Raw genomic sequence first — 23477 nt, 5'->3', positions numbered from 1 at the left:
ATGCCGCCTGGCGACCATTTAATGAATACATTAGAATCAGCATTCACTATGTAGGTGAGAGCATATAATGCGTGGATCCGACTTTGCCGAGCTGAAGGCCTTTGTCGCCGTCGTCGAGCGCCGCAGCTTCGCGCGTGCGGCGGAGCATCTGGGCCTGTCGCCTTCCGCACTCAGCCAGACCATCCGGCAGCTGGAAAGCCGCATCGGCGCACGCCTGCTGAACCGCACGACCCGCAGCGTCGCCCCGACGGCGAGCGGCGAGCAGCTCTACAGCCGCCTGGCGCCGCTGTTTCGGGAGATGGCTGTCGCGGTTGCCGAAGCCAGCGAGGCGACGGGCACCATGCGTGGCACGCTGCGCATCAACACGCTCGGAATCGCTGCCAGGACCATCATCGCGCCGCGGCTGTCACGCTTCCACCAGGCACACCCGGAAGTCGTGCTCGACATCGTGGTCGACGACGCGCTGGCCGATATCGTCACCGGCCGCTTCGACGCGGGCATCCGCGTGGGGGGACAGCTCGAGAAGGACATGGTTGCCATCCGCCTGACGCCGGACATGAACATGGTGGCGGTGGCGTCCCCGGACTACCTGGCGCGTCGGGGCATGCCCACGTCGCCTGCCGAGCTGCACCAGCATGCCTGCATCAACTGGCGGCTCCGGATGGACGGCCGCCACTATCGCTGGGAGTTCGAGAAACGCGGGGAGCGGCTCGACGTCGCGGTGGACGGCCCCGTCGTCACCAACCACGCCGACATCGGCATTGCCGCTGCGCTGGAAGGGCTCGGCATTGCCTATCACTTCGAGCAGGATGGCGTGGACGCGCTGCTGGCGCAGGGACGGCTGGTGCGGGTCCTGGCGGACTGGTCGATCTCGCGCCCGGGACTGTTCCTCTACTACCCGAACAGGCAGCATCGGCCAGCCCTGCTCGGCGCATTCATCGACTGCCTGCTGGATCGGACGCCGTTCGACCGCGCTTAGGCAGTCCGTCCCTGTTCAGGGCTGGAAGACCGTTTCGGAAGGCAGCTGCGCGGCCTGCAGCCGCTTCGCCACCGCCTCGTTCTCGCGCAGCACGCGCAGGATATTCCCGCGCGCCGCTTTGGCCATGTCCTCGTCGCTCCAGCCGCGGCGCGCCAGTTCCTCGAACAGGCGCGGATACTTGTCGACCCCGTCCAGTCCATCCGGCGTACTCATGATCCCGTCGAGGTCGGCGCCGATGCCGACGCTGTCCGCACCGGCGATCTTGCGTATGTGGTCCATGTGGTCGGCCACCATCGCGAGGGTGGCGCGAGGCGCCGGATTGTTCCGTTTCCATGCGTCGAGCGCGGCGGCGGCCCGCTCCGGCCGGCCGATGTAGAGACCCGCGTACGGCGGCGCGTTGTAGCGGCTCTGTTCCGCGGCAAGCGCCGCTTCGTAGGTGGCGACCGCCTGGGAAACGTAGCCCGGATTGAAGTTCACCATGACGATGCCCCGGTTCTTCGCCACCAGCGCCAGCACCTCGTCGTCCACGCCGCGCGGGTGGTCGACCAGGGCGCGCGCATTCGAGTGCGAAAACATGACGGGCGCCCGGCTCGCCTGCAAGGCCGCTTTCATCGCATCGCTCGATACATGGCTCAGGTCCACCACCATGCCCAGGCGGTTCATCTCGCCCACGACGGCCAGGCCGAAGGCCGTCAAGCCCTTGTGCGCCGGATTGTCCGTCGCCGCATCGGCCCAGTCGGTCTTCGACGTGTGCGTGAGCGTCAGGTAACGCGCGCCCAGCGCATGGAACTGGCGCAGCACCGCCAGGGAATTGTCGATCTGGTGACCGCCCTCGATGCCGATCAGCGAGGCGACGCGTCCCGCTTTCCTCGCGCGCTCGATGTCGTCGGCGCTGTAGGCCATGACCAGGTGGTCGGGATAGAGCTGCACCATACGCTTGGCCAGGTCGATCTGTTCGAGCGTCATGCGGATGGCCGCAGGGCCGCTCACACTGGTGGGGATCCATACCGACCAGAACTGCCCTCCCACGTGGCCAGCCCGCAGGCGCGGCAGGTCCGTCATCAGCGGCGGCAAGTCGGATGGCGCGCCGGGCGGGGGCGGCAAGGTCGCAGTGTCGGATCCGAGGTCGATCTTGCCGAGAACGCTGCCGTAGCGATCGCGCAGCTCCCACAGGAGGTCGTTGTGAGCGTCGATGACGGGCGAGGCCTTGAGCAGCTTCTCGACGCGCGAGCTGGTGTCGAGAGCCTGCGCGGCCACGGGCAGCGCAGCGCACACGCACAGGGCAAGGGCGAGAACGCTGGCGCCTGGTGAAGGTTTGATGTGTTCCCGTCGCATTCAGCGCCCGCCGGCAGGCTGCAGCAATTCGATCACCGAGGCCGCCAGCGCCGCGGCGCCGGTGCGGATCGTCGGCTCGCGGTCCGGCGCGAAGCTGGCGTTGTGGGTTCCCGTCGCCGTTTTGCCGGCCGCTGTCAGCGCCGCGTATTGCTTCGGCTCCACCGCGCCGATACGCAGCTGGACGGACGGCACATTAGCGGCCCGTCCGAAGTCGCCGAAGTCTTCCGACGAGGATGCCGGCATGATCGGGAGCGCATTGCCTTCGCCCAGCGCGCGTTTCAGCGCGCCACTCAGCCGCGCTGCCAGCGCGGGGTCATTGATCACCACGTCGCTCGCCTCTTTCGGGTCGATGAAGACCAGCGGTTCGCGCGCCACCCCGGCGGCGGCCGACTCGGCCTTGGCGATGCGGGTGATCGCCTCCAGCATGTGCTGCTGCACTTCGGACTTATAGGAACGCACCGTCAGCTCGAGCTTGGCCTCGTCGGGGATCACATTGCGTTTGCTGCCCCCATGGAAAGTCCCCACCGTGACGATCGCCGGCTCGAAGGGGCTGACCTCGCGCGAGACGATCGATTGCAGGGTCACCACTGCGCGCGCGGCGATCAGGATCGGATCCTTGGCCAGGTGCGGCACGGCGCCATGTCCACCCTTGCCGTAAAAGGTGATATCGACCGCGTTCGAAGCCGCGGACGCGGGCCCTGACGCGATGCCGACCTTGCCGGCCGGGAGAAGGTTCGACACGTGGAGACCGAGGACGAAGTCCGGCTTCGGAAAGCGTGTGAGCAAGCCATCCTTCAGCATCGACTTGGCGCCCTGCAGGATTTCTTCGGCCGGCTGCCCGACGAACAGCACCGTGCCGCGCCAGCTTGCCTTGTTGGCGGACAGCATCATCGCGGCGCCTACCCAGGAAGTCATGTGGACATCATGGCCGCAGGCGTGCATGGCCGGGACCATGTCCCCGTTCGCCGATTTGACCACGACAGTGCTGGCATAGGGCAGACCGGTCTGCTCCTTGATCGGCAGCGCGTCCATGTCGGTACGCACCATGACGGTCGGCCCGTCGCCGTTGCGCAGCACGCCGACCACGCCATGGCCGCCCACCTTTTCCGTTACCTGCAGGCCGAGCTTGCGCAGCTGCGCCGCCATCTTGGCCGCCGTCTTTTCTTCGTGCAGCGACAGTTCGGGATGGCGGTGCAGGTCCAGGTACAGGGCTTCGAGCGCGGGATAGATGGCGTCGGGTACCGCCTTGACCGGCGCATCCGCCGCGGAGCAGATCGGCGCGGCGCCCAGGGCTGCGGCGGACAGGAACGCGGCAGCGCGCCCCCGGGTGAGGAAACTCGTCAAGGCGGACATGCGCGCTCCGGATGTGGTGTTGAACATGGCAAAACCACAGCTTAGCTCAGCCAGTGCCATAAATACACATGGGCGGCGATCTATTTCGACGCCACGCCCAACAGGACTGCGTCGCCTAGCGCCGTTCGCGCCACCAGAGCAGCAGCATCGCCAGGGCAAAAGCGAGCGCGAAGGGCCAGGCCGGGAAGGCGCGCGCCGCGCCGTCCAGCGCTTTCGCGGGCGTGCGGGCGGCATAGCGCGCGGTCGCGTCGCGGCGCTGCGCCGCCTGCCACTGCGGCCAGTCGCCGGGCGCGTACACATACATCGCATGGGCGCCCGCCTTCGCATCCTCTACCCGCAGCCAGCCCGGCTTTTCGGGATACACCGCCACGCAGGCGGCGTCGGTGCGCGGCGCCCAGGTGCGCGTGAGCTTCAGTTCCGGGAAGGTCACGTCTCCCTTTACGCCGCGCGCGCACAGTTCCATGCGCTGGCCCGGCAGCGGCAGCTCTTCCGGCTCCAGCCATTCGACTTCCCTGGGCAGCTCCACGCCCACGCGGTCGAGCACGCCCTGCCACCACAGGGCCAGCGCCTGCGGTTCGGCAATGGCATGGCGATGCCACTCGGCAGCGCCGAGCCAGGCGATCCGGCCCTTCTGCCAGCTGCGTGTCCAGACCAGGTTGTCCGAACCGCTCCACTCGCCTGCTTCACGCGCGGCCGGATTCAGCGGCGCGACCGGCATTTCCAGCGGCGTGTCGATCTTCTTGTCCGCCGGCTGCGGCTGCAGTGGCAGGCCCAGCGTGCGCGACCAGACGCCCGGATCGCTGGCGTTTGCGCCCAGCACCAGCAGCGGCAGGCCGCCGGCCACACGACCCAGCAGCGCGGAACGTTCGGCGCCGCTGGCCCGCTCGAACCAGGCGGCGTCGATCACCAGCAGGTTCGGCGCCTTCATCTCGGCCGAAGGCAATTCCGTGCGCGTGACGGCGCGGCCCAGCACCACCTGCCAGTCGAGCAGGGCGCCGCTGCCGGCCAGCAGCTCGTTCAGCGTGCGCAGATCGAACGACGGGGCGCCGAAGCGGCCCTGCACCTGCAGGATGCTTGGTGCGACCACGCTCAAGGGCACCGGGCCCTCGGCGATCGTCTTGCCGGCAGCATCGAGCAGGCGCGCTTTCAGGACGACGCGCTCGGCCAGCGGCGGCATCCAGTTGACCACCAGCTCGCCCGTGCCGCGCGCATCCGCGATGACCTGGCCGTTCTCGGCCAGCAGCTGCAGGCGCGCATCCGCTTTATCGTCGCGCTGCACGCGCAGGGTGAACGTCCGCCCGAGCGCCAGCTGGCGCGGATAGTGCAGGCGCAGGCTGCCGCCTTCCGGACGCTGCCATTGCAGCGGCAGCGCCGGCAGGTCGTGCCATTGCGCCGCGCGCAGGCCGTCGCCCTTGACGGCAAACGTGCGCACGCCCTCAAGCGCCGGCGTGGGTGCGGCCGGGTCGAGCGTGAGCGTCCGGCCGGCGTCGCCGGGCAAAGGAATGCCGGCCGCGAACAAGCCGAGCGCGGTGGCGGCAATCAGCACCAGCAGCGCGTCGATGAATTGGCGACGCCGGGCATACAGGCCGGCGCTGGCGACGCCGGCCAGGCCGATCAAGCCCAGCATGAGGTTGGTGCTCATCATGGCTTTGCTCCTTCGCGCCATGCGCGCACGAAGGGCGTCTCGACCGTCGGCCTGGCCTGCAGCAGCACCTGGCCCTGCCCCGCTCCCTGGCGCAGCCAGGCGCGCAGCACCGGGCGGCAGGGCAGGCAGCCGTCCGCCACGTCCTGGATCGCGGTCTGGGCCGACAGGCGCTGGTCGTCGTCCTGCAGGCGGCTGCGCACCCAGTCGTGCGCGCTGCGGGTCCACAGCGCCGGCAGCGGGCCGTCGCTGGAGAGGGCCTGCACCAGCAGGTGCACGTCTTCCGGCACGCGCGGCTCAAGCCCGCCCTGCTCGCGGCGGTAGCTGGCTGCACCAATCATGTCGCCGGTCATGCGCTTTTCTTCCTTGATCGGCGGCGGCACGAAGGCGGTCTTGTGCAGGTAGACACGCTCGGCCTGCTGCAGTTCCTTGATTGCCTCGAGCGCCTTGTGCTCGGGCGGCAGGGCGACCTTCGGCGTGATCGCGCGCAGGGCCTTTTCGGCGTCCCACATGGCCGCCAGCGCGCGGCGCAGCACCTTCTTGGTGGCTTCGTCGTACAGCGTGGCGTTCTCGGCTTCGTCGTGGGCGTGGCCATATGCTTGCAGGATGCTCTGGCTGCTGCCCTCTTCTGCGCCATGGCCATGGCCGTCATCCTCGTGATGCTCGTCCTCGCCGTCCGAGAACAGGGAGGACTCTTCGCCCAGGAACTGGCCGTAGCGGCGGCGCAGCGCGCCCTGGTCGTTGGCGATCTTCTGGCTGCGCTCGCGCACCGCATCCATGCTCATTTTCGTGCTGCGCATGTCCGCCACCAGCTGTTCGGTATCGATGATGATCTGGCGCTGGCTGCGCAGGCTCTGGGGCTTGACCAGCATCGGCATGGCAGCGCTCTCTTCTTCCGCTTCCTCGGGCGGCGCCGGCAGGCGCAGCGTGTAGGTCGGCGACTGCACCGTGTGCGGGCGGGCGGCGTTGTCGGTAGCGCGCACGAAGAAATACAGCTCGTCGCCTGGTTCCATGCCCAGCTCGGAGAGCAGCCAGTTCTTCGACCAGTTGCGCTGCCTTGGATTGCGCGACGCGGGGATCGGCATCTCGCGGTCGGTAAAGCGGACGTTCTCGCCGCTGCCCCGCGCCAGCGTCATGTGCAGGGTGGCGCGCTTGACGAGGTAGTCGTCGCTCACCTTCACGCCCATCGCGGCGCTGGTTGCGGTGTCAGGCAGTTCCTGCACCATCTGCGTCGGCGCGGTCATCGTGATTTCCGGCGGCTGGTCGGGGATCACCTTGACGGTGTAGCGGTTGCCGCGCCAGCGCCAGAACACCGATTCCGAAGCAAGCCAGCGCGCGCATTCCTTGCCTGGTTTGAGGACCTGGCCATTGCTGAGCTCGATGCTTTCTTCCGCAGCCGACGGCTCCTTCAGGCACCAGGTCAAGACGGTCTGCTCCGGCACCTGCAAGTCCTTGGGCGCGGACGTTATCGGGGCAACGCCGGTGTATGCAGGCGGCGCGGTGCGTACCACCAGCTGGGCAGCGACCGGGGCCGCGATCGCCGCAGGAATTTTTCCGGGTGTTGCGGCGCCGCCTTGCTGTGGCGCCGAGCTCGCGAACCAGACGGCCGCTGCGGCCGCCATGCTGCCCATCAGCCAGGGCAGCCCGGCGCTCACGCGGCCGCGCGCGATCTCGCGCAGCCGCTGACCCGTGACGCCGGCATCCAGGCGCTGGAGGAGACGGCGGCGCTGCAGCTGGGCCACCGGCGTCGGTGCATGCTCGATGAGCGCGCTGCTGTCCTCCATCTCGGGCACCGCGCCGTCGAGCCAGGAGGTCCATTGGAAGGCGACGCGGCGGCGCAGGACGGCCCAGTCCCAGGCGCACCACATGGTCCATGCGAGCAGGCCCGGCGCAGAGCGGATGAGCAGCCAGGGCAAGGCGCCCACGATCCACAGGGGCAGCCGGCGCAGCTGGGCGGCGCGCCAGACGCGGCGGGTGATCTCAGCGCCGTCGTGCATGCGTCAGGATCCTTTCGAGTGCGAACAAGGCCACCAGGGCGGCCATCAGCATGTCGCGCAATGCGCCGCTCGGCTCGGGCGCACGGGCGGTGCCGGACGCCTCGAACATGCGCGAGGGTGCGGTATGGCCCGGTGGGCCAATGTGCAGGCGCTGCCAGTCGTCCAGCAGTGCGCGCGCTGCGTCCGCCGTCTTCGGCGGCCAGGCCTCGGCATGCCAGAGGCGGCCACGCGCGCTGTCCGTATAGCGCAAGCCGCCCACCTGCGGGGCCCTGGCCAGTTCCGGGAAAGCGGCAATATCGGCGACGAGCCACAGCGGCGCGCGCAGCGATGCGGGCGGAGCGTCCTTGCGGTCCCACACGATCAGCGCGGTCCTGGCGCCGGTCGCGTCGTCGATGACGATGCCCTCGGCAGCGAACACGCGACGCCACTGTTCCGGGCGCTCGCTGGCAATGTGGACGCGGCGTTCGGCTTTCTCGGGCGGACGCGCCAGGGTGCGCAGTTCGATGCGGCGAACGAATTCCGGCTCCAGCGCCGGCATCGGCACGTCGCCCAGCACCAGCAGGCGCGCTTCAGGCCGCCATTCGCGCTGGTGGGCGCGCAGCCAGCCGATCGTTTGCGCGGCCGGCATGGCGAGGCGGTCCGCCTGTGCCAGCCCGGCCTGTGCGGCCTGCTGCTCGGCCCATTTGGGGTCGGTGCCGGTGGCGACGATGACGGTGTCGCCGCGCCAGGGCATGACCGGGTCGGCCAGCCAGGCAATCGCCGTGACCAGCATCAGGCAGCGCACCAGCAGCAGCATGAGGTCGTGCCAAGACCACGCACGGGTCTGGCGCGGCTCGGCGCGCGGCAGGAAGCGGCTGGTGGCCAGCGGCTCGGCCTTGTGCTGCTCGCGCTTGCGGCGGTGCCACCAGATCGGCAGCAGCAGGATGGGAAGCGCAACCCACCACAGTGCGTTCATGGGCGCCTCCCCGGGCGGCGCAACCACAGGCGCAGGACCTCGCCGGGCGGCTGTTCGATGCGCGCAGCAACGACCGGGATGTCACTCTTGCGGCAAGCCGCGGTGACGGCCGCAAAATGCTGCTCGCGGTTCTGGCGGTAGCCTTCCTTCAGGTCGGCGCCGAAACGGTAGACACCGGCGCCCTGCTCCGGGTCGCGGTAGGCCGGCGCCGACGAGAAACTCGCGTCGACTTCCGCCTGCGTCTGCAGGCACAGCACGCGCACGTCGTGGCGCATGCCGCGCAGGCGAACCAGGGCCTGGGACAGCGGCGACGGCCAGTCGAGCAGGTCGCTGGCGGCAAAAATGACGCTGGGAGACTGGGCGAAGTGCAGGCTGGCGCGCAAGGTGTTGGCATCGGGCAATGCGCCCTCCGGCTGCACGCGGCTCAGTTGCAGCAGCACCCGCTGCAGCTGGCGCGGGCCGCGCAGGGCGGGGGTGAACTGGACTTTGCCGCCATTCAGGACGACGAGGCCGAAGGCATCGCCCTGGCGCTGCGCGATGGCCGCCACGCAGCCGAGCAGCGTGCGGGCGTAGGCCAGCTTGTCCACGCCCGCTACCAGCCGGCTGGGCTCGAGCATCGAGGCGCTGGCGTCGAGCACCAGCCAGACCGCCACGTGGCTGTCGCGTTCCGCTTCGCGCACGAAATAGCGGTCGGCGCGCGCCAGCAGCTTCCAGTCGACGCGGCGCCACTCGTCCCCGGGCGCATAGGCCCGGTATTCCGAGAATTCGACGCCCGCCCCGCGCTCGCGCCCGGCGTGGATGCCGTGGCCGAGCCCCGCCAGCACATGGCGGATGACGAGGTCGAGCTTCTGCGTGTGCGCGATCAGCGCGGTCTTCGCCAGCGACAAGATTAATCGACCCGGATCTCGTTGCGCAGGGATTGCAGGATGTCGGCGATGGCGATGCCGTCGGCCTCCGCCTCGAAGTTGCGCAGCACGCGGTGCGCCAGCACCGGCAGCAGCATGGCCTGGATATCGTCGCGCGTGACCGCCAGGCGCCCCTGCATCAGGGCGCGGGCTTTCGAGGCCAGCACCAGCGCCTGGCCGGCGCGCGGGCCGGCGCCCCAGCCGATGTGCTGCTTGACCGCCGCCACCGTGGTGAGCGCCGGACGGGTATTGCGCACCAGGCGCGTCGCATAGCGCAGCAGGTGTTCGCCGATCTCGATGTCGCGCACCAGCTGCTGCAGGCGCAGCAGGGTCTCCACCGTCATCGCCGGCTCGGCATCGTCCAGGCCCGCGTGGGTGGTGCGCGAGACCATCAGCACCTCTTCGTCTTCGGTCGGATAAACAACGTCGATGCGCAAGAGGAAGCGGTCGAGCTGCGCTTCCGGCAGCGGGTAGGTGCCGGCCTGCTCGATCGGGTTTTGCGTCGCCAGCACGAAGAAAGGCCGCGGCAGCTTGTGGGTGGTGCCCGCGAAGGTGACCGCGCGTTCCTGCATCGCTTCCAGCAGCGCCGACTGGGTCTTGGGCGGTGCGCGGTTGATCTCGTCGGCCAGCAGCACCTGGGTGAACACGGGGCCCTGCTGGAAGCGGAACACGCGCTGGCGCGTGCTGGCGTCTTCTTCCAGGATCTCGGTGCCGACGATATCGGAGGGCATCAGGTCCGGCGTGAACTGCACGCGGCGGAATTGCATGTCGGTGGCCTGCGCCAGCGATTTCACCAGGAGGGTCTTGCCCAGGCCCGGTACGCCCTCGACCAGCGCGTGGCCGCCGGCCAGCAGGCAGGTGACGAGCAGGTCGACGACCTCTTCCTGCCCGATGATCACGCGCGCCATGCTGTCCTTCAGCGCAGCTATCTTCGCCGTCAGGTCGGCGATTTCCTGTTCACTCCACGCTACCACATCACGTTCAGCCACCGCTCACGCTCCCAACGCATATTGAATGATATTGACCGCGAAGCGGGTGTTGTCGACCGCGAGGAACCGCTTGTTGCGGAAGTCGTAGTCCCACTCGCATCCGTAGTCCTTGTTCGAGTACAGCAGGCGGATGCGCCCGCCGAACTCGATCGCCTTCAGGTACTCGTGCACCAGGTCGTCGCCCCAGCCGTTGAGTTCCCCGCCGGTGGTCGGCGGCCCGTCGAACTTGAAGAAGCAGGAATACAGCGGATGCGTATTCGGGATCTTCTTCAGGGCGGAGGCGCCGAAGATCTTGCTCATCTCGGCCTCGAACGACTTCGCAAATAAACCGTCGATGTCGTGGTTGCAGTCGTCCACGAACACGAAGCCGCCGCCGCGCACGTATTTCTCGAGGTTGCGCCGTTCGGCCGGGGTGAACTGCACCAGCTTGTGCCCGGCGAAATAACAGAACGGCGCCTGCAGCATCTTCGGATCCGACAGCGCGACGATACGCTCCGCCGGATCCACCCGCAGCGTGGTGTACTCGACGAGCGAGTTCAGCACGTTGCTGGGCATACGGATATCCACGTCCCAGTCGCCCGACTCGTAACTCAGGCGCGTGAAGTAGAAATCGAAGGATGCCATAAGCGGGCCATTAAAAAAGAAGACTCAGACCGCGTCGGACAGCGAAGTGAAGTTGAAGTCGCGGACCTTCATCGGCGGCAGCACCATCTGGAACGGCACCTCGTCGCCACCGATGATCTGGGGCTTGCCCAGCTCGTCGATATTGTTGAGGATGGTGACCGGGCTTTCGTTGAAGCGGAAGTTCTTCACCGGGTGCTTGATCTTGCCGTTCTCGACGTAGAAGGTGCCGTCGCGGGTCAGGCCGGTGATCAGCAGCGACTGCGGGTCGACCATGCGGATGTACCAGGTGCGGGTGACCACGATGCCCTTCTTGGTGTCGGCCACCAGCTCGTCCAGCGACTTGGTGCCGCCGGCCATGATCATGTTGCCGTGGCCGGCCGTGGCCTGGTTGCCGGTTTTCTGCGCCCAGAACGGCGAGTAGCCGAGCGAGGCGACGCGGCCGTTCTTGATCAGGTCGGTGCGCTTGCGGGCCAGCATGGTCTGGTTGTCCCACGGCGCCACCGGCACGTCCGGGTTCCACGGGTCGGCCCAGATGTTCACCTGCTCGTCGAACAGTTTCTCGCCCAGGCGGTTGCCGCCGCCCTTCTTGGCCAGGAAGCTGCGGCCCTCGTCCGCGGCGCGGGCGCCGAACGAGGCGAACATGTTGCCGAGGATTTCCGAGGTCGCCGCCGGTTCCAGGATCACGGTGTAGCGGCCCGGCTCGAGCGCCTTGGCGTCCACCGAGCGCAGCGCCTTGTCGATCGCGATCTCGGCTGCTTCCGCCGCGTTGAAGCGGCGTGCATCCACGGCCGACCGGGTCACCCAGCCCGAGCCGCGCCCGTCTTCGGTGCGTGCGGTGCAGGTGAAGGACAGGTCGGTGAATTCCTGGAAGCCGAATACGCCCTTTGAGTTGGCGATGCAGGCAAAGCTGGTGCTGTCGGTGAAGAAGCCGGCGGTCACCAGCTTCTTGGCGCGCGCCTGGCCGATCGAGGCGGCGGCGACTTCGGCGCGGTAGGCCGGATCGATCGCGGCGGTAGCGGGTACGAAGGTCTGGGTGCCGCGGTATTCCTGCTTGCCGACGGCCGGGACGAACTCCGGATTTTCCGGCGCCAGGCGCGCCAGTTCCTCGGCACGGCGCACCGCTTTTTCCAGCGACTTGTCGTCGAACTCGTTGACGACGGCGGTGCCCACGCGCTTGCCGAAGGCGACGCGCACGGCCAGCTGGGTGTCTTCGGTCAGGCCTGCCGTCGACACGCTGTTGCGTGCGAAGCGGATGTTACCGGTGCGGTTGCCCTGGATCGACACGTTGCATTCGTCGGCTTTCGAGAAACCGATCACGCGGTCGGCGATGCGTTTTGCTTCTTCCTGGTTCAGCTGTTTCATGATGTTCTTCCCCTCAACCGATCTTGCGTGCGGTGTTGATGACGTTGATGCCATTGAAGCGCGCGGTACTCGAACCGTGCGAGACTGCGCTCACCTGGCTCGGCTGGCCCTTGCCGTCGAAGAAGGAGCCGCCCATGCGCCAGTCGCGCTCGTCGCAGATGGCCGAGCAGGCGTTCCAGAATTCCTGGGTGTTGGTCTGGTAGGCCACGTCTTCCAGCTGGCCGGTGATCTTGCCGTTCTTGATCTCGTAGAACAGCGTGCCGCCGAACTGGGAGTTGTAGCGCTGCTGGTCGATCGAGTACGAACCGCGGCCGAGGATGTAGATGCCTTTCTTGACGTCCTTGACCAGCTCATCTGGCGTAAGCCGGGCTTTGCCCGGCTCCAGCGAGATGTTCGGCATGCGCTGGAACTGGATGGTGCTCCAGCTGTCGGCGTAGGAGCAGCCGTGCGATTCCTTCTCGCCGATGATGTGGGCCTGGTCGCGCGTGGCCTGGTAATTCACCAGGATGCCGTTGCGGATGATGTCCCACTTCTTGGCGCGCACGCCTTCGTCGTCGTAGCCGATCAGGCCGAGCGAACCCGGCGTGGTGCGGTCGGCAACGAAGTTCACGCGCTCGGAACCGTACTTGAATTTCTTCGATTCCCATTTGTCCAGGCCCACGAAGCTGGTGCCGGCGTAGTTGGCTTCGTAGCCGAGCACGCGGTCCAGTTCCGTCGGGTGTCCGACGTTCTCGTGGATGGTGAGGAACAGGTGTTCCGGCGACAGCACCAGGTCGTACTTGCCCGGCTCGACCGACTTGGCGCTGAGCTTCTCGCGTGCCTGTTTTCCTGAGAGACGCGCATCTTCCACGATATCGTAGGAGTTGGTATACAGCGTGGTCACGCCGCCCGCGGCCCGCACCTTGTCGCTGGCCTTGGCGTCGAAGTATTCGTAGCCCATGCTGACCGGCGAGGACAGGCCCGCGCGCGAGCGGAACTTGCCGCTGGCCTTGTCGACGGCGGTCGCATTGATCGGCGCCCACAGGCGGTGGATGTCCTGGTCGATGTAGGAGCCGTCGGTGGAAGCGAAGTACTTCTGCTGGTTGATCTGGAACAGCGACGCGGTCATGAAGCTCGCGCCGGCGTCCAGGCCCGCCTTGTTGGCGGCGATCAGCATGTCGGCCTTGTCCTTGACCGGGATGCCGCGCCAGTCCTTCTTGACCGGGGTGGCCCAGGCCACTTCGCCCACGCCCTTGACCGGCGCCAGGCGTACCGGCTCGCTCTGCAGCTTGGCGTTGGCCTTGGCGATCGCCACGGCCTGGCGCGCCGCATTGGCGATACCGTCCGGGGTCAGGTTGTTGGTCGAGGCGAAGCCATAGGCGCCGTTGGCGATCACGCGCACGCCGACGCCGGTCGACTCGGTATTGCTGATGTTCTCGACGTTCAGGTCGCGCGTGATGATGAACTGGTTCAGGTAGCGTCCGATGCGCACGTCGCAGTAGGACGCGCCGGCCTTGGTGGCGGCGTTCAGCGCGGTGTCGGCAAGAAGCTTCTTGGCGCTGGTGGGCATGGCATTCATGAGCTCATCGGCGGCGATGGCGTTGCCGAAGACGGGGATGAGCATGGCGCCCGCGGTGCCGGCGCCGATTTGCAGGAATTTACGACGTTCCATTTGAGTATCCGTGTAGTTCGTAGGGTGGGCGGGTCTCCCGCCCACGCGTTCAACCCGAGCTAGACCAAACGCTCCGTCTATTCAGGCGTGAATTGGACGCGTGGGCGGAGAACCCGCCCACCCTACAATTGCTTAAACAGCGTCCGACAGCGACGTGAAGTTGAAATCGCGGATCTTCATCGCCGGAATCAGCATCGAGTAGTTCGCCTCGTCTCCGCCAATCACCAGCGGCTTGCCGATCTCGTCGATGTTGTTCAGCATGGTCACCGGGCTCTCGTTGAAGCGGAAGTTCTTGATCGGGTGCTTGACCTTGCCGTTCTCGATGTAGAAGGTGCCGTCGCGGGTCAGGCCCGTCACCAGCACCGACTGCGGGTCCACCATGCGGATGTACCAGGTGCGGGTCACCAGCACGCCCTTCTTGGTGTTGGCGATCAGTTCCGCCGTGCTCTTGTCGGTACCGGCCATGATAATGTTGCCTGCGGTGCCCGTGGCGCGCTGGTTCTTCTGCTTGGCCCAGTAGCGCGAGTAGTTCAGCGCATTGATGCGGCCGTCCTTGACCAGGTGGGTGCGTTCGCGCGGCAGCATGTTGCCGTCCCACGGCAGCACCGGCACGTCCTTGTCCCAAGGGTCGGTCCAGATGTTGACCTGCTGATCGAACAGTTTGTCGCCCAGGCGGTTCTGGCCGCCTTTCTTCGACAGGAAGCTGCGGCCTTCGTCCGCCATGCGGGCGTTGAAGCCGCCGATCATGAAGGTGAGCAGGTCGCTGGTGGCGGAAGGCTCCATCACCACGGTGTAGCGGCCCGGCTCGAGGGCTTTCGCGTCCACCGAGCGCAGCGCCTTTTCGATCGCCACGTCGGCAGCTTCGCGCGGGTCGAACTTGGCCACGTCGCGCGCCGAACGCTTGACCCAGCCGGAACCGCGGCCGTCTTCGGTGCGCACGGTGCAGGTGAAGTCGAGTGAGGTGGCCACCTGGTGGCCGAACACGCCGTTCGAGTTGGCGATGGTCTCGAAGCTCTCGCGGTCGGTGAAGAAGCCGGCCGACACCAGGCCTTTCTTGCGGCAGGCTTCCATCGCGTAGGCGGCGGCCTGGGCGCGGAATTCCGGGTCGATGGCGGCGGTGCGCTGGACATGGGTGTCCGACGACTGGTAGGCGGTCTTGGCGATCGCCGGCATGAACTCGGGGTTCTCCGGCGCCAGGCGCGCCAGGTCCTCGGCGCGGCGCACGGCCTTTTCCAGCGACTTGTCGTCGAACTCGTTGATGGTGGCGGTGCCCTGGCGCTTGCCGAAGGCGACCTGCACCTGGAGCTGGGTGTCGTCGGCCAGGCCAGCAGTGGACACGGCATTGCGCGCGAAGCGGATATTGCCGATGCGGCTGCCTTCGATGCTGACGATGCACTCGTCGGCCTTCGAGAGCGACAGCACGCGGTCGGTGATTCGCTTGGTCTGGTCTTGGGTCAGGATGCTCATGAGGGGTCCTTTGCCTTAGCCGATCTTGCGAGCGGTGTTGATCACGTTGATGCCGTTGAAGCGCGCGGTCGACGAGCCGTGCGACACGATACTGATCTGCGGCGGCTGTCCCTTGCCGTCGAAGAAGGAACCGCCCATGCGCCAGTCGCGCTCGTCGCAGATGGCGGTGCAGGCGGTCCAGAACTCCTGGGTGTTGGCCTGGTAGGCCACGTCTTCCAGCATCTGGCCGATCTTGCCGTCCTTGATCTCGTAGAACAGCTGGCCGCCGAACTGGGCGTTGTAGCGCTGCTGGTCGATCGAGAACGAGCCGTCGCCAACGATGTAGATGCCCTTCTTGATGTCCTTGACCATCTCGTCCGGCGTCAGCTTTTTCTTGCCCGCGGCGAGCGAGACGTTCGGCATGCGCTGGAACTGCACCGAGTTCCACGAGTCCGCGTACGAGCAGCCGTGCGATTCCTTCTCGCCGATGATGTGGGCCTGGTCGCGGGTGGCCTGGTAGTTGACCAGGATGCCGTCCTTGATGATGTCCCACTTCCTGGTCTTGACGCCTTCGTCGTCGTAACCGACGGCGCCGAGCGAACCCGGGGTGGTCTTGTCGGCGAACAGGTTGACGATCGGGTTACCGTACTTGAACTTCTTCGATTCCCATTTATCCAGCGTGGCGAAGCTGGTGCCGGCGTAGTTGGCTTCGTAGCCGAGCACGCGGTCCAGTTCCGTCGGGTGGCCGACGTTTTCGTGGATGGTCAGCCACAGGTGTTCCGGCGACAGCATCAGGTCGTACTTGCCCGGGAGGACGGATTTCGCGGTCAGCTTGGTCTTGGCATCGCGGCCCGCGGCCTTCGCGTCCTCGATGATGTCGTAGGAACCGGTGTACAGGGTGGCGACGCCGCCGGCCGCCTTGAGCTTGTGCTCGGGGCGCGCGTCCAGATACTCGTAGCCCATGCCGACTGGCGCCCCCAGACCGGAGCGCGAGCGGAACTTGCCGGTGGCCTTGTCCACGGCGGTGGCCTGGAACGGGGCCCACAGGCGGTGCACGTCCTGCTCGATGTAGGAGCCGTCGGTGGAAGCGAAGTACTTCTGCTGGTTCACCTGGAACAGCATCGAATTCATGAAGGTCGCGCCGCCTTCCATGCCGGCCTTGTTGGCGGCGATCAGCAGGTCCGCTTTCTCCTTGATCGGCACAGTGCGCCAATCCTTCTTGATCGGCGTGTTCCACGATACTTCACCGACGCCCTTGACCGGTGCGAGGCGCACCGGTTCGGACTGCAGCTTGCCGTTGGCCTTGGCGATGGCGACCGCCTGGCGCGCCGCATTGGCGATGCCGTCGGCGCTCATGTCCGAGGTGGCGGCGAATCCGTAGGCGCCGTTCGCGATCACGCGCACGCCCACGCCGGCCGACTCGGTATTGGCCACGTTCTCGACATTCAGGTCGCGGGTGGTGATGAACTGGTTCAGGTAGCGGCCGATGCGCACGTCGGCGTAGCTGGCGCCTGCCTTGGTGGCGGCGTTCAGCGCGACGTCGGCCAGCGCCTTCTTGGCGGCCGTGGGCATGGAGCTGAGCAGTTCGTCAGCGGCGATCGCGCGGCTGAACGGGACGAGCGTGGAGGCAAGCGCCAGGCTGCTGAAATTGAGAAAGGTACGGCGTTCCATTGTGTCTCCTGAAATCAACCTACTTCTGGGCAGCGGTCCCGACTCGTGGTGCGGCCCGCTCTTGTATTTACTGCGGAGGGAGTGGCGTCGACCCGGGCCATGGGCCCCGGCAAACTTGTCAACCTTAGCAGCAACTCGCGCTTTTGAATAGGCAATTGTTGTGCCAGATCATGACGGTATTTAAAAGCGTGATATTGCGGACCTTCGGTGTCCGAAAAAGTGTCCGCACGGGCGTCCGCGTGTCCGCCCCGGACACTTGACTGGACAACTTACAGAGTGGAAACGTATGCATGCGCGAGAACGCTTGACTGTCCGCCGAGTGTGACCGATCATCGGCGCGGCGGCGGCGTTCCCGGCCGCGCACAATCACTTGGAGACTTCGAACCGATGAAACGACTGATCCTGGCAGCGATGCTGGCCTCCGGCCTGGCTGGCGCCGTGAATACCGCAGCAGCGGACGATGCCCTGAAAGCCGCGATCGCCGGCGAACACCGCAGCGCCGCCAACAAGGCGCGCGACACCTGGCGCCACCCGTACGAGACGCTGAGCTTCTTCGGCATCAAGCCGAACATGACGGTGGTGGAACTGGCGCCCGGCGGCGGCTGGTACACCGAGATCCTCGGGCCCTACCTGAGCAAGAACGGCAAGCTGATCGCCGCAGGCCAGGCCTTCGTTGAAGGAAAGCGCGGCGGCATGGCGCTCAAGGCGAAGTTCGACGCCAACCAGGCCGTCTTCGGCAAGGTGGTCCCAAGCGTGTTCGAACCGCCGGCGACTTTCCAGATCGCGGCGCCGAACAGCGTCGACATGGTGCTCACCTTCCGCAACCTGCACAACTGGGTCGGCCACGGTGACGCGGCGCTGAAGAACACCCTGCAGGAAATCCACAAGGTGCTCAAGCCGGGCGGCGTACTGGGCGTGGTCGACCACCGCCTGCCAGCCTCGATGACGCAGGATGCCAAGGCCTCGACCGGCTACGTGCACGAAGCCTGGGTGATCAAGACGATCGAAGGCGCCGGCTTCAAGCTGGCCGCCAAGTCCGAAGTGAACGCCAATCCGAAGGACACCGCCAACCATGAAAAGGGCGTGTGGACCCTGCCGCCGGTGCTGGCCAACAAGGACACGGACCGCGAGAAGTACATGGCGATCGGCGAGAGCGACCGCATGACGCTCAAGTTCGTCAAGCAGTAATCTCCTTTCACCAAGGCAGCCCGATGGGCTGCCCTGGTGAAAATTGGCGTGTTTCCTTCGGCGGCGAGCGTGTATATTCTTGCAGTGCTTCGCTGACAGCATTTGCAGATTCGACCCGTTTGAGCTACCGAAGGAAACCATGAAAACCGCACGCCTTGCCGCCGCCGTGGCATTCGCCCTGGCCGGCCTCGTCCACGCACAAGAGACGCCCCCACCAAGCGCCCCGACGCCCGACACCCCGCCGTCGACGGCCGTCGCCACCCCTTCCGCCACCAAGGCGCCGGCCCTGCCCGCCATCGAGAATTCGGTCGTCAAGATCTTCGCCACCGTGCGCCGTCCCGACCCGTACAAGCCCTGGACCAAGCAGTCCCCGGCCGACGTCACCGGTTCCGGCGTCATCATCGAGGGCAAGCGCATCCTGACCAACGCCCACGTGGTCGGCTACGCCAGCCAGGTCGAGGTGCAGGCCAGCCAGTCGGGCGACAAGGTGTCGGCCAAGGTGATCGCGCTGGCGCGCGGCCTCGACCTGGCCGTGCTGGAACTGGACGACCCGTCCTTCTTCGACAAGCGCCCGCCGGTGCAGCGCGCCGCCGTGCTGCCGGACGTGCGCGAAGCGGTGTTCGCCTACGGCTATCCGGTGGGCGGCAATTCGCTGTCGACCACCCGAGGCATCGTCTCGCGTGTGGAGTTCGTCGGCTATGGCTCGTTCAGCTCGGGCCTGCGCATCCAGATCGACGCGCCGATCAACCCGGGCAACAGCGGCGGCCCGGTGATCGCCGGCGACAAGATGATCGGCCTGGCCTTCTCGATGGCGGCCAACGCCCAGAACATCGGCTACGTGATCCCGAACGAAGAGATCGAGCTGTTCCTGAAGGACGTGGCGGACGGCCGCTACGACGGCAAGCCGCTGCTGCACGACAGCGTCCAGACGCTGGAGAACCCGGCGCTGCGCCAGTACCTGAAGATCGACAAGTCGGTGGAAGGCGCGCTGGTGCACCGTCCGTACAAGACGGACCCCAGCTGGCCGTTGAAGGAAGGCGACATCATCACCCACATTGGCGAGCACGCGATCGACAACCAGGGCATGGTGAAGCTGGGCGCGAACCTGCGCGTGCGCTTCCAGTACCGCATCCAGCAGGTGGCGCGCAACGGTAAGGTGCCGATGAAGATCGTCCGTGCGGGCAAGCCGATGCAGGTCGAGGTGCCGACCAGCGGCCCGCGTCCGCTGCTCATTCCCGACCTGAACGGCGGCTATCCGTCCTACTTCGTGTACGGCCCGGTGGTGTTCACGCGCGCGACCAGCGAATTCCTGTCCTTCCTGGTGATGAATGCGGCGGCGGCGAATGCCTACGCCTTCAACGACAGCCCCCTGATCACGCACCGCGGCGATTCGCCGGATGCGGCGCGCGAGGAACTGGTGGTGGTCAGCGGACCGTTCTTCCCGCACCAGCTGGTACGCGGCTACAACAACCGCTTCGGTTCGGTGGTCGATTCGGTGAACGGCGTCAGGATCCGCAGCCTGGCGCACCTGGTGTCGGTACTGCGCGACCAGAAGGACGAGTTTGTCGTGTTCAAGTTCGACCAGCGCTTCGGCGAGAACCTGATCCTGCCGCGCAAGGGCGTGCTGGATGCGACCGAGGGGATCCTGTCGGATAACGGGATTCGGACGCAGGGGTCGGAGGATATGATGAAGGTGTGGGGCGGGAAGTAAATGCTTCGCCGATAAGCAATTTGTAGTTGAACGCGCGGTCGGCGAAGCCGACCACCCTACAGGAATTACATCGTAGGGTGGTCGGCTCTGCCGACCGCGCGTTCAAGCAGCTTCAGATCAGACCTTCTTGTCCTTCTTCACCGGCACAAACAGCAAATCCTGGAAGTCATAGCTGAAGTCCGTCTCCGTCGACACCGGCTTCATGCGCACCCGTTCGATGCTGCCGTCGTGGTCCAGCGAGAAGGTCACGTAGGCGTCCGCATTAAAGTTGCGCTCCTTCCAGCGCACGATGAAGGTGTCGTGCTGGAAGTGCTCCATCTCCCCGGTCAGGTCCGGCGTCTTCGCGAACGACATCACCAGCTTGTTGTTCACGCGGCGGATGGTGGCCTTGCCGTACCACGCATCCTCATACTCCCCTTCGTAGGACGCCAGCGGCAGCGACGGCTTCGAGCTTGCAGCCCGGGTGGCAGCTTCGCCCTTGATGCGCGCCTGCTCCTTGGCCTGGTTCTCCTTGTCGATGTCCGCGATGCGGCCGATCCAGTCGGTCGGCGTCACGCCCAGGTGCTGGTCCAGCAGGCGGTATTGCAAGGCGTTGAGCGACGGGCCGCTTTCCGCATTGGTGAAGATCGCGATGCCCAGCTTCGCTTCCGGCACCAGCAGCACGCGGGTATAGAAGCCCTGCAGTGCGCCGCCGTGCATCGCCACCAGCTTGCCCTGGTAGTCGCGCAGCTGGAAGCCCAGGCCGTAGGCGTAGAAGTTCGGCTTGGTGGCGGCCAGTGGTGGGCGCGGCGTGCTGATCGTCATCGGGGTCTGCGCGGTCCACATCTCGCGCGCCTGCTTGTCCGACCACAGGCGCAGGTCCTTGCCGCCCGCATCCTTGCCGACGCGGCCCTGGTCGAGCAGCACGTTCATCCAGCGCGCGATGTCTTCGGCGTTGGTGTTGATGCCGACCGCGCCCACGGCGTTCGCCACCGGCATCGGTTTCACCGGCACGGCCTTGCCGTTGATCTTGCTGTGCGGCGCCGACACGTTGGCGAACTTCGTGTTTTCTTCCAGGCTGGTCGTGGTGTTGGCCATGCCGACGGGCTTCAGGATCCACTCGTGCATGGTCTCGCCCCAGGTCTTGCCCGACTTGGCGGCGATGATCTTGCCGGCCACGATGTACAGCAGGTTGTCGTAGGCGTAGGCGCTGCGGAAGCTGGTGGCCGGCTTGATGTAGCGGAGGTTGTGGATGATCTCGTCGGTGGTGAAATTGGTGGTCGGCCACCACATCAGGTCACCGGCGCCCAGGCCCAGGCCGCTGCGGTGTACCAGCAGGTCGCGGATGGTCATCTCGGCCGTGACGTAGGCGTCGTACATGCGGAAGTCCGGCAAGTGCTTGATCACCGGGTCGTCCCAGCCCAGCTTGCCCTGGTCGACCAGCATGGCCAGCGCCGCGGCGGTAAATGCCTTGGAGTTCGAAGCGATCTCGAAGATGGTCTTGCCGTCCACCTTGGCCGGCTCGCCGCGCTTGCGCACGCCGAAGCCCTCGGCGGCCACGACCTTGCCGTCCTTGACGACGGCGATGGCAATGCCCGGCACGTCGAATTCCTTCATCACGCGCTCGACATCGGCGCGCAGGTCGTAGGCGGGCGCCACAGCGGCGGTGCCTGGGGCGGCGCCCTGTGCAAATACGGCGCCGGTGGCGGTAGCGGTCAGCGCGAGCAGGGCTGCGGCTGCAATGCGATTCATGGAAAACACTCTATTCGTCCCCTATCTATTTATTTGTTCATCTGCTTGTCGACGCTGCCCTGCGTCTCCGGGTGATAGCGTTCGCGCGCCGCCTTGTAGACGCGCTCGGCCCAGGCACGGTCTTCGGCATTCGCACGCAGCGCGCCGTACAGCGGCACCACGAACTTCTGGCGGCCTACGCTCATCAGGAAGGCTTCCAGGTTCGGGCGGATGCCGCGGTAGCCGGCGTGCACCGCGGCGCGGTAGAAGCGGAAGGCCACTTCGTTGTTGCCGGTCCTGGCCAAGCCGTAGGCCTTGTCCAGCTCTTCCAGCCTGGCGGCATTCGCCTTGTTGTCGATGTCGTTGAGGAACTTCATCCACTCGGCGGCATTCCACTGCCTGGCAGGCAGCTGCGCGGTCTTGATGTCGCCCTTGAGCCAGCGCGCCGTGGTGTCGTTCAGCTTCGCCAGGCGGGTCGAGACGGCCTTCCTGGCGCTGGCCGGGATGCCTGGACCGTACAGCCACTCATCGAGTTCGGCGTCGCTCATGATCTTCGGGTTCCTGGCCAGCAGGTTGGCGCGCAGGAAGGCCACGAACTGCTCGGTGGTCACGCTCTGGAAGGCGTGCTGGTCGAACCAGCTGCGCAGGAAAGGATCGAAGGCGGCGCGGCCGGCGCGCTGCTCGAGGGTGCGCAGGAACCAGGCGCCCTTCGGATAGGCCAGGCCTTCGTCGGTGTAGTGCTGGGAACTCGTGTCCGGGTGGCGCGTGACGAGAGCCTGCTTCTCTTTCGGGATATCCTTGAGCGAGTCGAGCGCCTCTTCCTGCTCGAGCTGCAGGTTCATGGTCGCCACTTCCTCGCCATACATCTTCTCCAGGATGCGGGTGGTGACGTAGGTGGTAAAGCCTTCGTTGAGCCACCAGTGCTTCCACGAGGCGTTGGTCACCAGGTTGCCCGACCAGCTATGCGCCAGCTCGTGCGAGACCAGGTCCACCAGGCTGCGGTCGCCCGCGATCATGGTCGGGGTCAGGAAGGTGAGGCGCGGGTTCTCCATGCCGCCGATCGGGAAGGACGGCGGCAGCACCAGCATGTCGTAGCGTCCCCAGCGATAAGGGCCATACAGCGACTCGGCCGCGGCCACCATCTTCTCGGTATCGGCCAGTTCGTACTCGGCGGCCTTGATGCGCTGCGGCTCGGCATAGACGCCGGTACGGCCGCCCAGCGTGCGCGCTTCCAGCTCGCCGATGCCGATCGCCACCAGGTAGGACGGCACCGGCTGCGGCATGGTGAAGTTCCAGCCGCCCTTGCCCGTGGCTTTCGGGTCGTTGTCGGCGCTCATCACGACGCGCATGCCTTCCGGCGCCTGGATGCGCGCGGTATAGGTGAAGCGCACCGCCGGGGTGTCCTGCACCGGGATGAAGGAGCGCGCGTTGATCGGCTGCGACTGGCTGAACATGAACGGGTACTTGCCCGACATGGTCTGCTTCGGCGTGAGCCACTGCAGCGCCGGCGCCGTGGGCGCGGTCTGGTAGTGGATGCGCACCTTGGCCGGCTGGCCGGGCAGCGCGATGCGCAGCGCCTGGCCCTTCTCCGCGTCTGCCTTGTCGAGGGTGTACTTGACGGGGCGCCAGGCGCCCTTGGCGTCCTGCGCCTCGATCTTCGAGATCGACAGTTCGCGGGTATCGAGATCCAGCGTCGCGGCTTTCTTGTCGATCCAGTTCAGGGTGAGGTCGGCGTAGCCGGCCAGTGTCTTGCGGGTGAAGTCGGCCTTCAGGTCCAGGTGCAGGGCCGTGGTCTTGACCTGGTCGTATTTGGCGTAGCTGAGGGGATCGAGTGCGAACGCATAGGCGCTCCACTGGCAGATAAAGGCGCAGGCCGAGGCGCGCAGCAGGGTGCTTGTCTTCATGGTCTCTCGTGGAAGGGTGACGCCGATTCGAACAGCCCAGACAGGGCTGGGGCGC

General features: G+C 66.5%; 17 protein-coding genes. 3 read left to right on the top strand and 14 right to left on the bottom strand.

The window, feature by feature from the left end:
* Positions 1-67: 67 nt before the first annotated feature.
* On the top strand, positions 68-979 hold the full coding sequence (locus AC56KL_RS08370) for a LysR family transcriptional regulator (RefSeq protein ID WP_497179696.1): 912 nt from the start codon (positions 68-70) through the stop codon (positions 977-979).
* Between the two features lie 15 nt (positions 980-994).
* Here the strand turns inward: AC56KL_RS08370 and AC56KL_RS08365 are convergent, their stop codons facing one another.
* The 12 genes from AC56KL_RS08365 to AC56KL_RS08310 all read right to left on the bottom strand — a co-directional run bounded on the left by AC56KL_RS08365 (position 995) and on the right by AC56KL_RS08310 (position 16909).
* On the bottom strand, positions 995-2314 hold the full coding sequence (locus AC56KL_RS08365) for a dipeptidase (protein WP_497179695.1): 1320 nt from the start codon (positions 2312-2314) through the stop codon (positions 995-997).
* A complete protein-coding gene (locus AC56KL_RS08360) occupies positions 2315-3667 on the bottom strand; it encodes an amidohydrolase (RefSeq protein ID WP_497179694.1) in 1353 nt (450 codons plus the stop codon). It abuts the gene before it with no gap.
* Between the two features lie 115 nt (positions 3668-3782).
* Positions 3783-5312, bottom strand: coding sequence for a hypothetical protein (locus tag AC56KL_RS08355; RefSeq protein WP_497179693.1), 1530 nt, complete (start codon positions 5310-5312; stop codon positions 3783-3785).
* Entirely contained in the window at positions 5309-7306 is a 1998-nt protein-coding gene (locus AC56KL_RS08350; RefSeq protein ID WP_497179692.1) for a hypothetical protein, read from the bottom strand. The genes AC56KL_RS08355 and AC56KL_RS08350 overlap by 4 nt, the downstream gene beginning before the upstream one ends.
* The gene (locus AC56KL_RS08345) at positions 7290-8261 is read right to left on the bottom strand and encodes a BatA domain-containing protein (RefSeq protein WP_497179691.1); all 972 of its coding nucleotides are present in this window, start codon (positions 8259-8261) and stop codon (positions 7290-7292) included. The genes AC56KL_RS08350 and AC56KL_RS08345 overlap by 17 nt, the downstream gene beginning before the upstream one ends.
* Positions 8258-9148, bottom strand: coding sequence for a DUF58 domain-containing protein (locus tag AC56KL_RS08340; RefSeq protein ID WP_497179690.1), 891 nt, complete (start codon positions 9146-9148; stop codon positions 8258-8260). Before AC56KL_RS08340 ends, AC56KL_RS08345 begins: the two co-directional genes overlap by 4 nt.
* 2 nt (positions 9149-9150) lie before the next feature.
* Positions 9151-10155 (bottom strand): AAA family ATPase, encoded by a 1005-nt coding sequence (locus AC56KL_RS08335; protein ID WP_497179689.1) that lies wholly within the window; start codon positions 10153-10155, stop codon positions 9151-9153.
* A 3-nt stretch (positions 10156-10158) separates the two neighbouring features.
* Positions 10159-10779: a DUF4159 domain-containing protein gene (locus tag AC56KL_RS08330; protein ID WP_497179688.1), complete on the bottom strand. Its 621-nt coding sequence runs from the start codon at positions 10777-10779 to the stop codon at positions 10159-10161.
* A gap of 24 nt (positions 10780-10803) precedes the next feature.
* Positions 10804-12141 carry a TldD/PmbA family protein gene (locus AC56KL_RS08325; protein WP_497179687.1) on the bottom strand — a complete coding sequence of 446 codons (1338 nt, stop codon included), beginning with the start codon at positions 12139-12141 and terminating at the stop codon, positions 10804-10806.
* A gap of 13 nt (positions 12142-12154) precedes the next feature.
* Positions 12155-13792: a TldD/PmbA family protein gene (locus tag AC56KL_RS08320; protein ID WP_497179686.1), complete on the bottom strand. Its 1638-nt coding sequence runs from the start codon at positions 13790-13792 to the stop codon at positions 12155-12157.
* A 132-nt stretch (positions 13793-13924) separates the two neighbouring features.
* The gene (locus AC56KL_RS08315; protein ID WP_497179685.1) at positions 13925-15259 is read right to left on the bottom strand and encodes a TldD/PmbA family protein; all 1335 of its coding nucleotides are present in this window, start codon (positions 15257-15259) and stop codon (positions 13925-13927) included.
* A 15-nt stretch (positions 15260-15274) separates the two neighbouring features.
* The gene (locus tag AC56KL_RS08310) at positions 15275-16909 is read right to left on the bottom strand and encodes a TldD/PmbA family protein (RefSeq protein WP_497179684.1); all 1635 of its coding nucleotides are present in this window, start codon (positions 16907-16909) and stop codon (positions 15275-15277) included.
* A gap of 387 nt (positions 16910-17296) precedes the next feature.
* Between AC56KL_RS08310 and AC56KL_RS08305 the strand changes: the two genes are divergently transcribed.
* Positions 17297-18097 carry a class I SAM-dependent methyltransferase gene (locus tag AC56KL_RS08305; RefSeq protein ID WP_497179683.1) on the top strand — a complete coding sequence of 267 codons (801 nt, stop codon included), beginning with the start codon at positions 17297-17299 and terminating at the stop codon, positions 18095-18097.
* A 139-nt stretch (positions 18098-18236) separates the two neighbouring features.
* Positions 18237-19808, top strand: coding sequence for a S1C family serine protease (locus tag AC56KL_RS08300; protein WP_497179682.1), 1572 nt, complete (start codon positions 18237-18239; stop codon positions 19806-19808).
* A 117-nt stretch (positions 19809-19925) separates the two neighbouring features.
* On the opposite strand, the gene AC56KL_RS08295 is transcribed toward AC56KL_RS08300, so the two are convergent.
* On the bottom strand, positions 19926-21539 hold the full coding sequence (locus AC56KL_RS08295; RefSeq protein WP_497179681.1) for a serine hydrolase: 1614 nt from the start codon (positions 21537-21539) through the stop codon (positions 19926-19928).
* 29 nt (positions 21540-21568) lie between these two features.
* Positions 21569-23422 (bottom strand): M1 family metallopeptidase, encoded by a 1854-nt coding sequence (locus tag AC56KL_RS08290; RefSeq protein ID WP_497179680.1) that lies wholly within the window; start codon positions 23420-23422, stop codon positions 21569-21571.
* Positions 23423-23477: the final 55 nt, after the last annotated feature.

Source organism: Telluria sp. ZB4P34 (assembly GCF_059686055.1).
This window is presented reverse-complemented; position numbering and strand designations above follow the sequence as displayed.

Coding starts and splice junctions, on each gene's coding strand:
- AC56KL_RS08350 (WP_497179692.1), bottom strand. CDS start 7,306: ATGCACGACGGCGCTGAGATCACCCGCCGCGTCTGGCGCGCCGCCCAG.
- AC56KL_RS08330 (WP_497179688.1), bottom strand. CDS start 10,779: ATGGCATCCTTCGATTTCTACTTCACGCGCCTGAGTTACGAGTCGGGC.
- AC56KL_RS08365 (WP_497179695.1), bottom strand. CDS start 2,314: ATGCGACGGGAACACATCAAACCTTCACCAGGCGCCAGCGTTCTCGCC.
- AC56KL_RS08315 (WP_497179685.1), bottom strand. CDS start 15,259: ATGAGCATCCTGACCCAAGACCAGACCAAGCGAATCACCGACCGCGTG.
- AC56KL_RS08310 (WP_497179684.1), bottom strand. CDS start 16,909: ATGGAACGCCGTACCTTTCTCAATTTCAGCAGCCTGGCGCTTGCCTCC.
- AC56KL_RS08325 (WP_497179687.1), bottom strand. CDS start 12,141: ATGAAACAGCTGAACCAGGAAGAAGCAAAACGCATCGCCGACCGCGTG.
- AC56KL_RS08320 (WP_497179686.1), bottom strand. CDS start 13,792: ATGGAACGTCGTAAATTCCTGCAAATCGGCGCCGGCACCGCGGGCGCC.
- AC56KL_RS08370 (WP_497179696.1), top strand. CDS start 68: ATGCGTGGATCCGACTTTGCCGAGCTGAAGGCCTTTGTCGCCGTCGTC.
- AC56KL_RS08300 (WP_497179682.1), top strand. CDS start 18,237: ATGAAAACCGCACGCCTTGCCGCCGCCGTGGCATTCGCCCTGGCCGGC.
- AC56KL_RS08295 (WP_497179681.1), bottom strand. CDS start 21,539: ATGAATCGCATTGCAGCCGCAGCCCTGCTCGCGCTGACCGCTACCGCC.
- AC56KL_RS08355 (WP_497179693.1), bottom strand. CDS start 5,312: ATGATGAGCACCAACCTCATGCTGGGCTTGATCGGCCTGGCCGGCGTC.
- AC56KL_RS08345 (WP_497179691.1), bottom strand. CDS start 8,261: ATGAACGCACTGTGGTGGGTTGCGCTTCCCATCCTGCTGCTGCCGATC.
- AC56KL_RS08305 (WP_497179683.1), top strand. CDS start 17,297: ATGAAACGACTGATCCTGGCAGCGATGCTGGCCTCCGGCCTGGCTGGC.
- AC56KL_RS08290 (WP_497179680.1), bottom strand. CDS start 23,422: ATGAAGACAAGCACCCTGCTGCGCGCCTCGGCCTGCGCCTTTATCTGC.
- AC56KL_RS08360 (WP_497179694.1), bottom strand. CDS start 3,667: ATGTCCGCCTTGACGAGTTTCCTCACCCGGGGGCGCGCTGCCGCGTTC.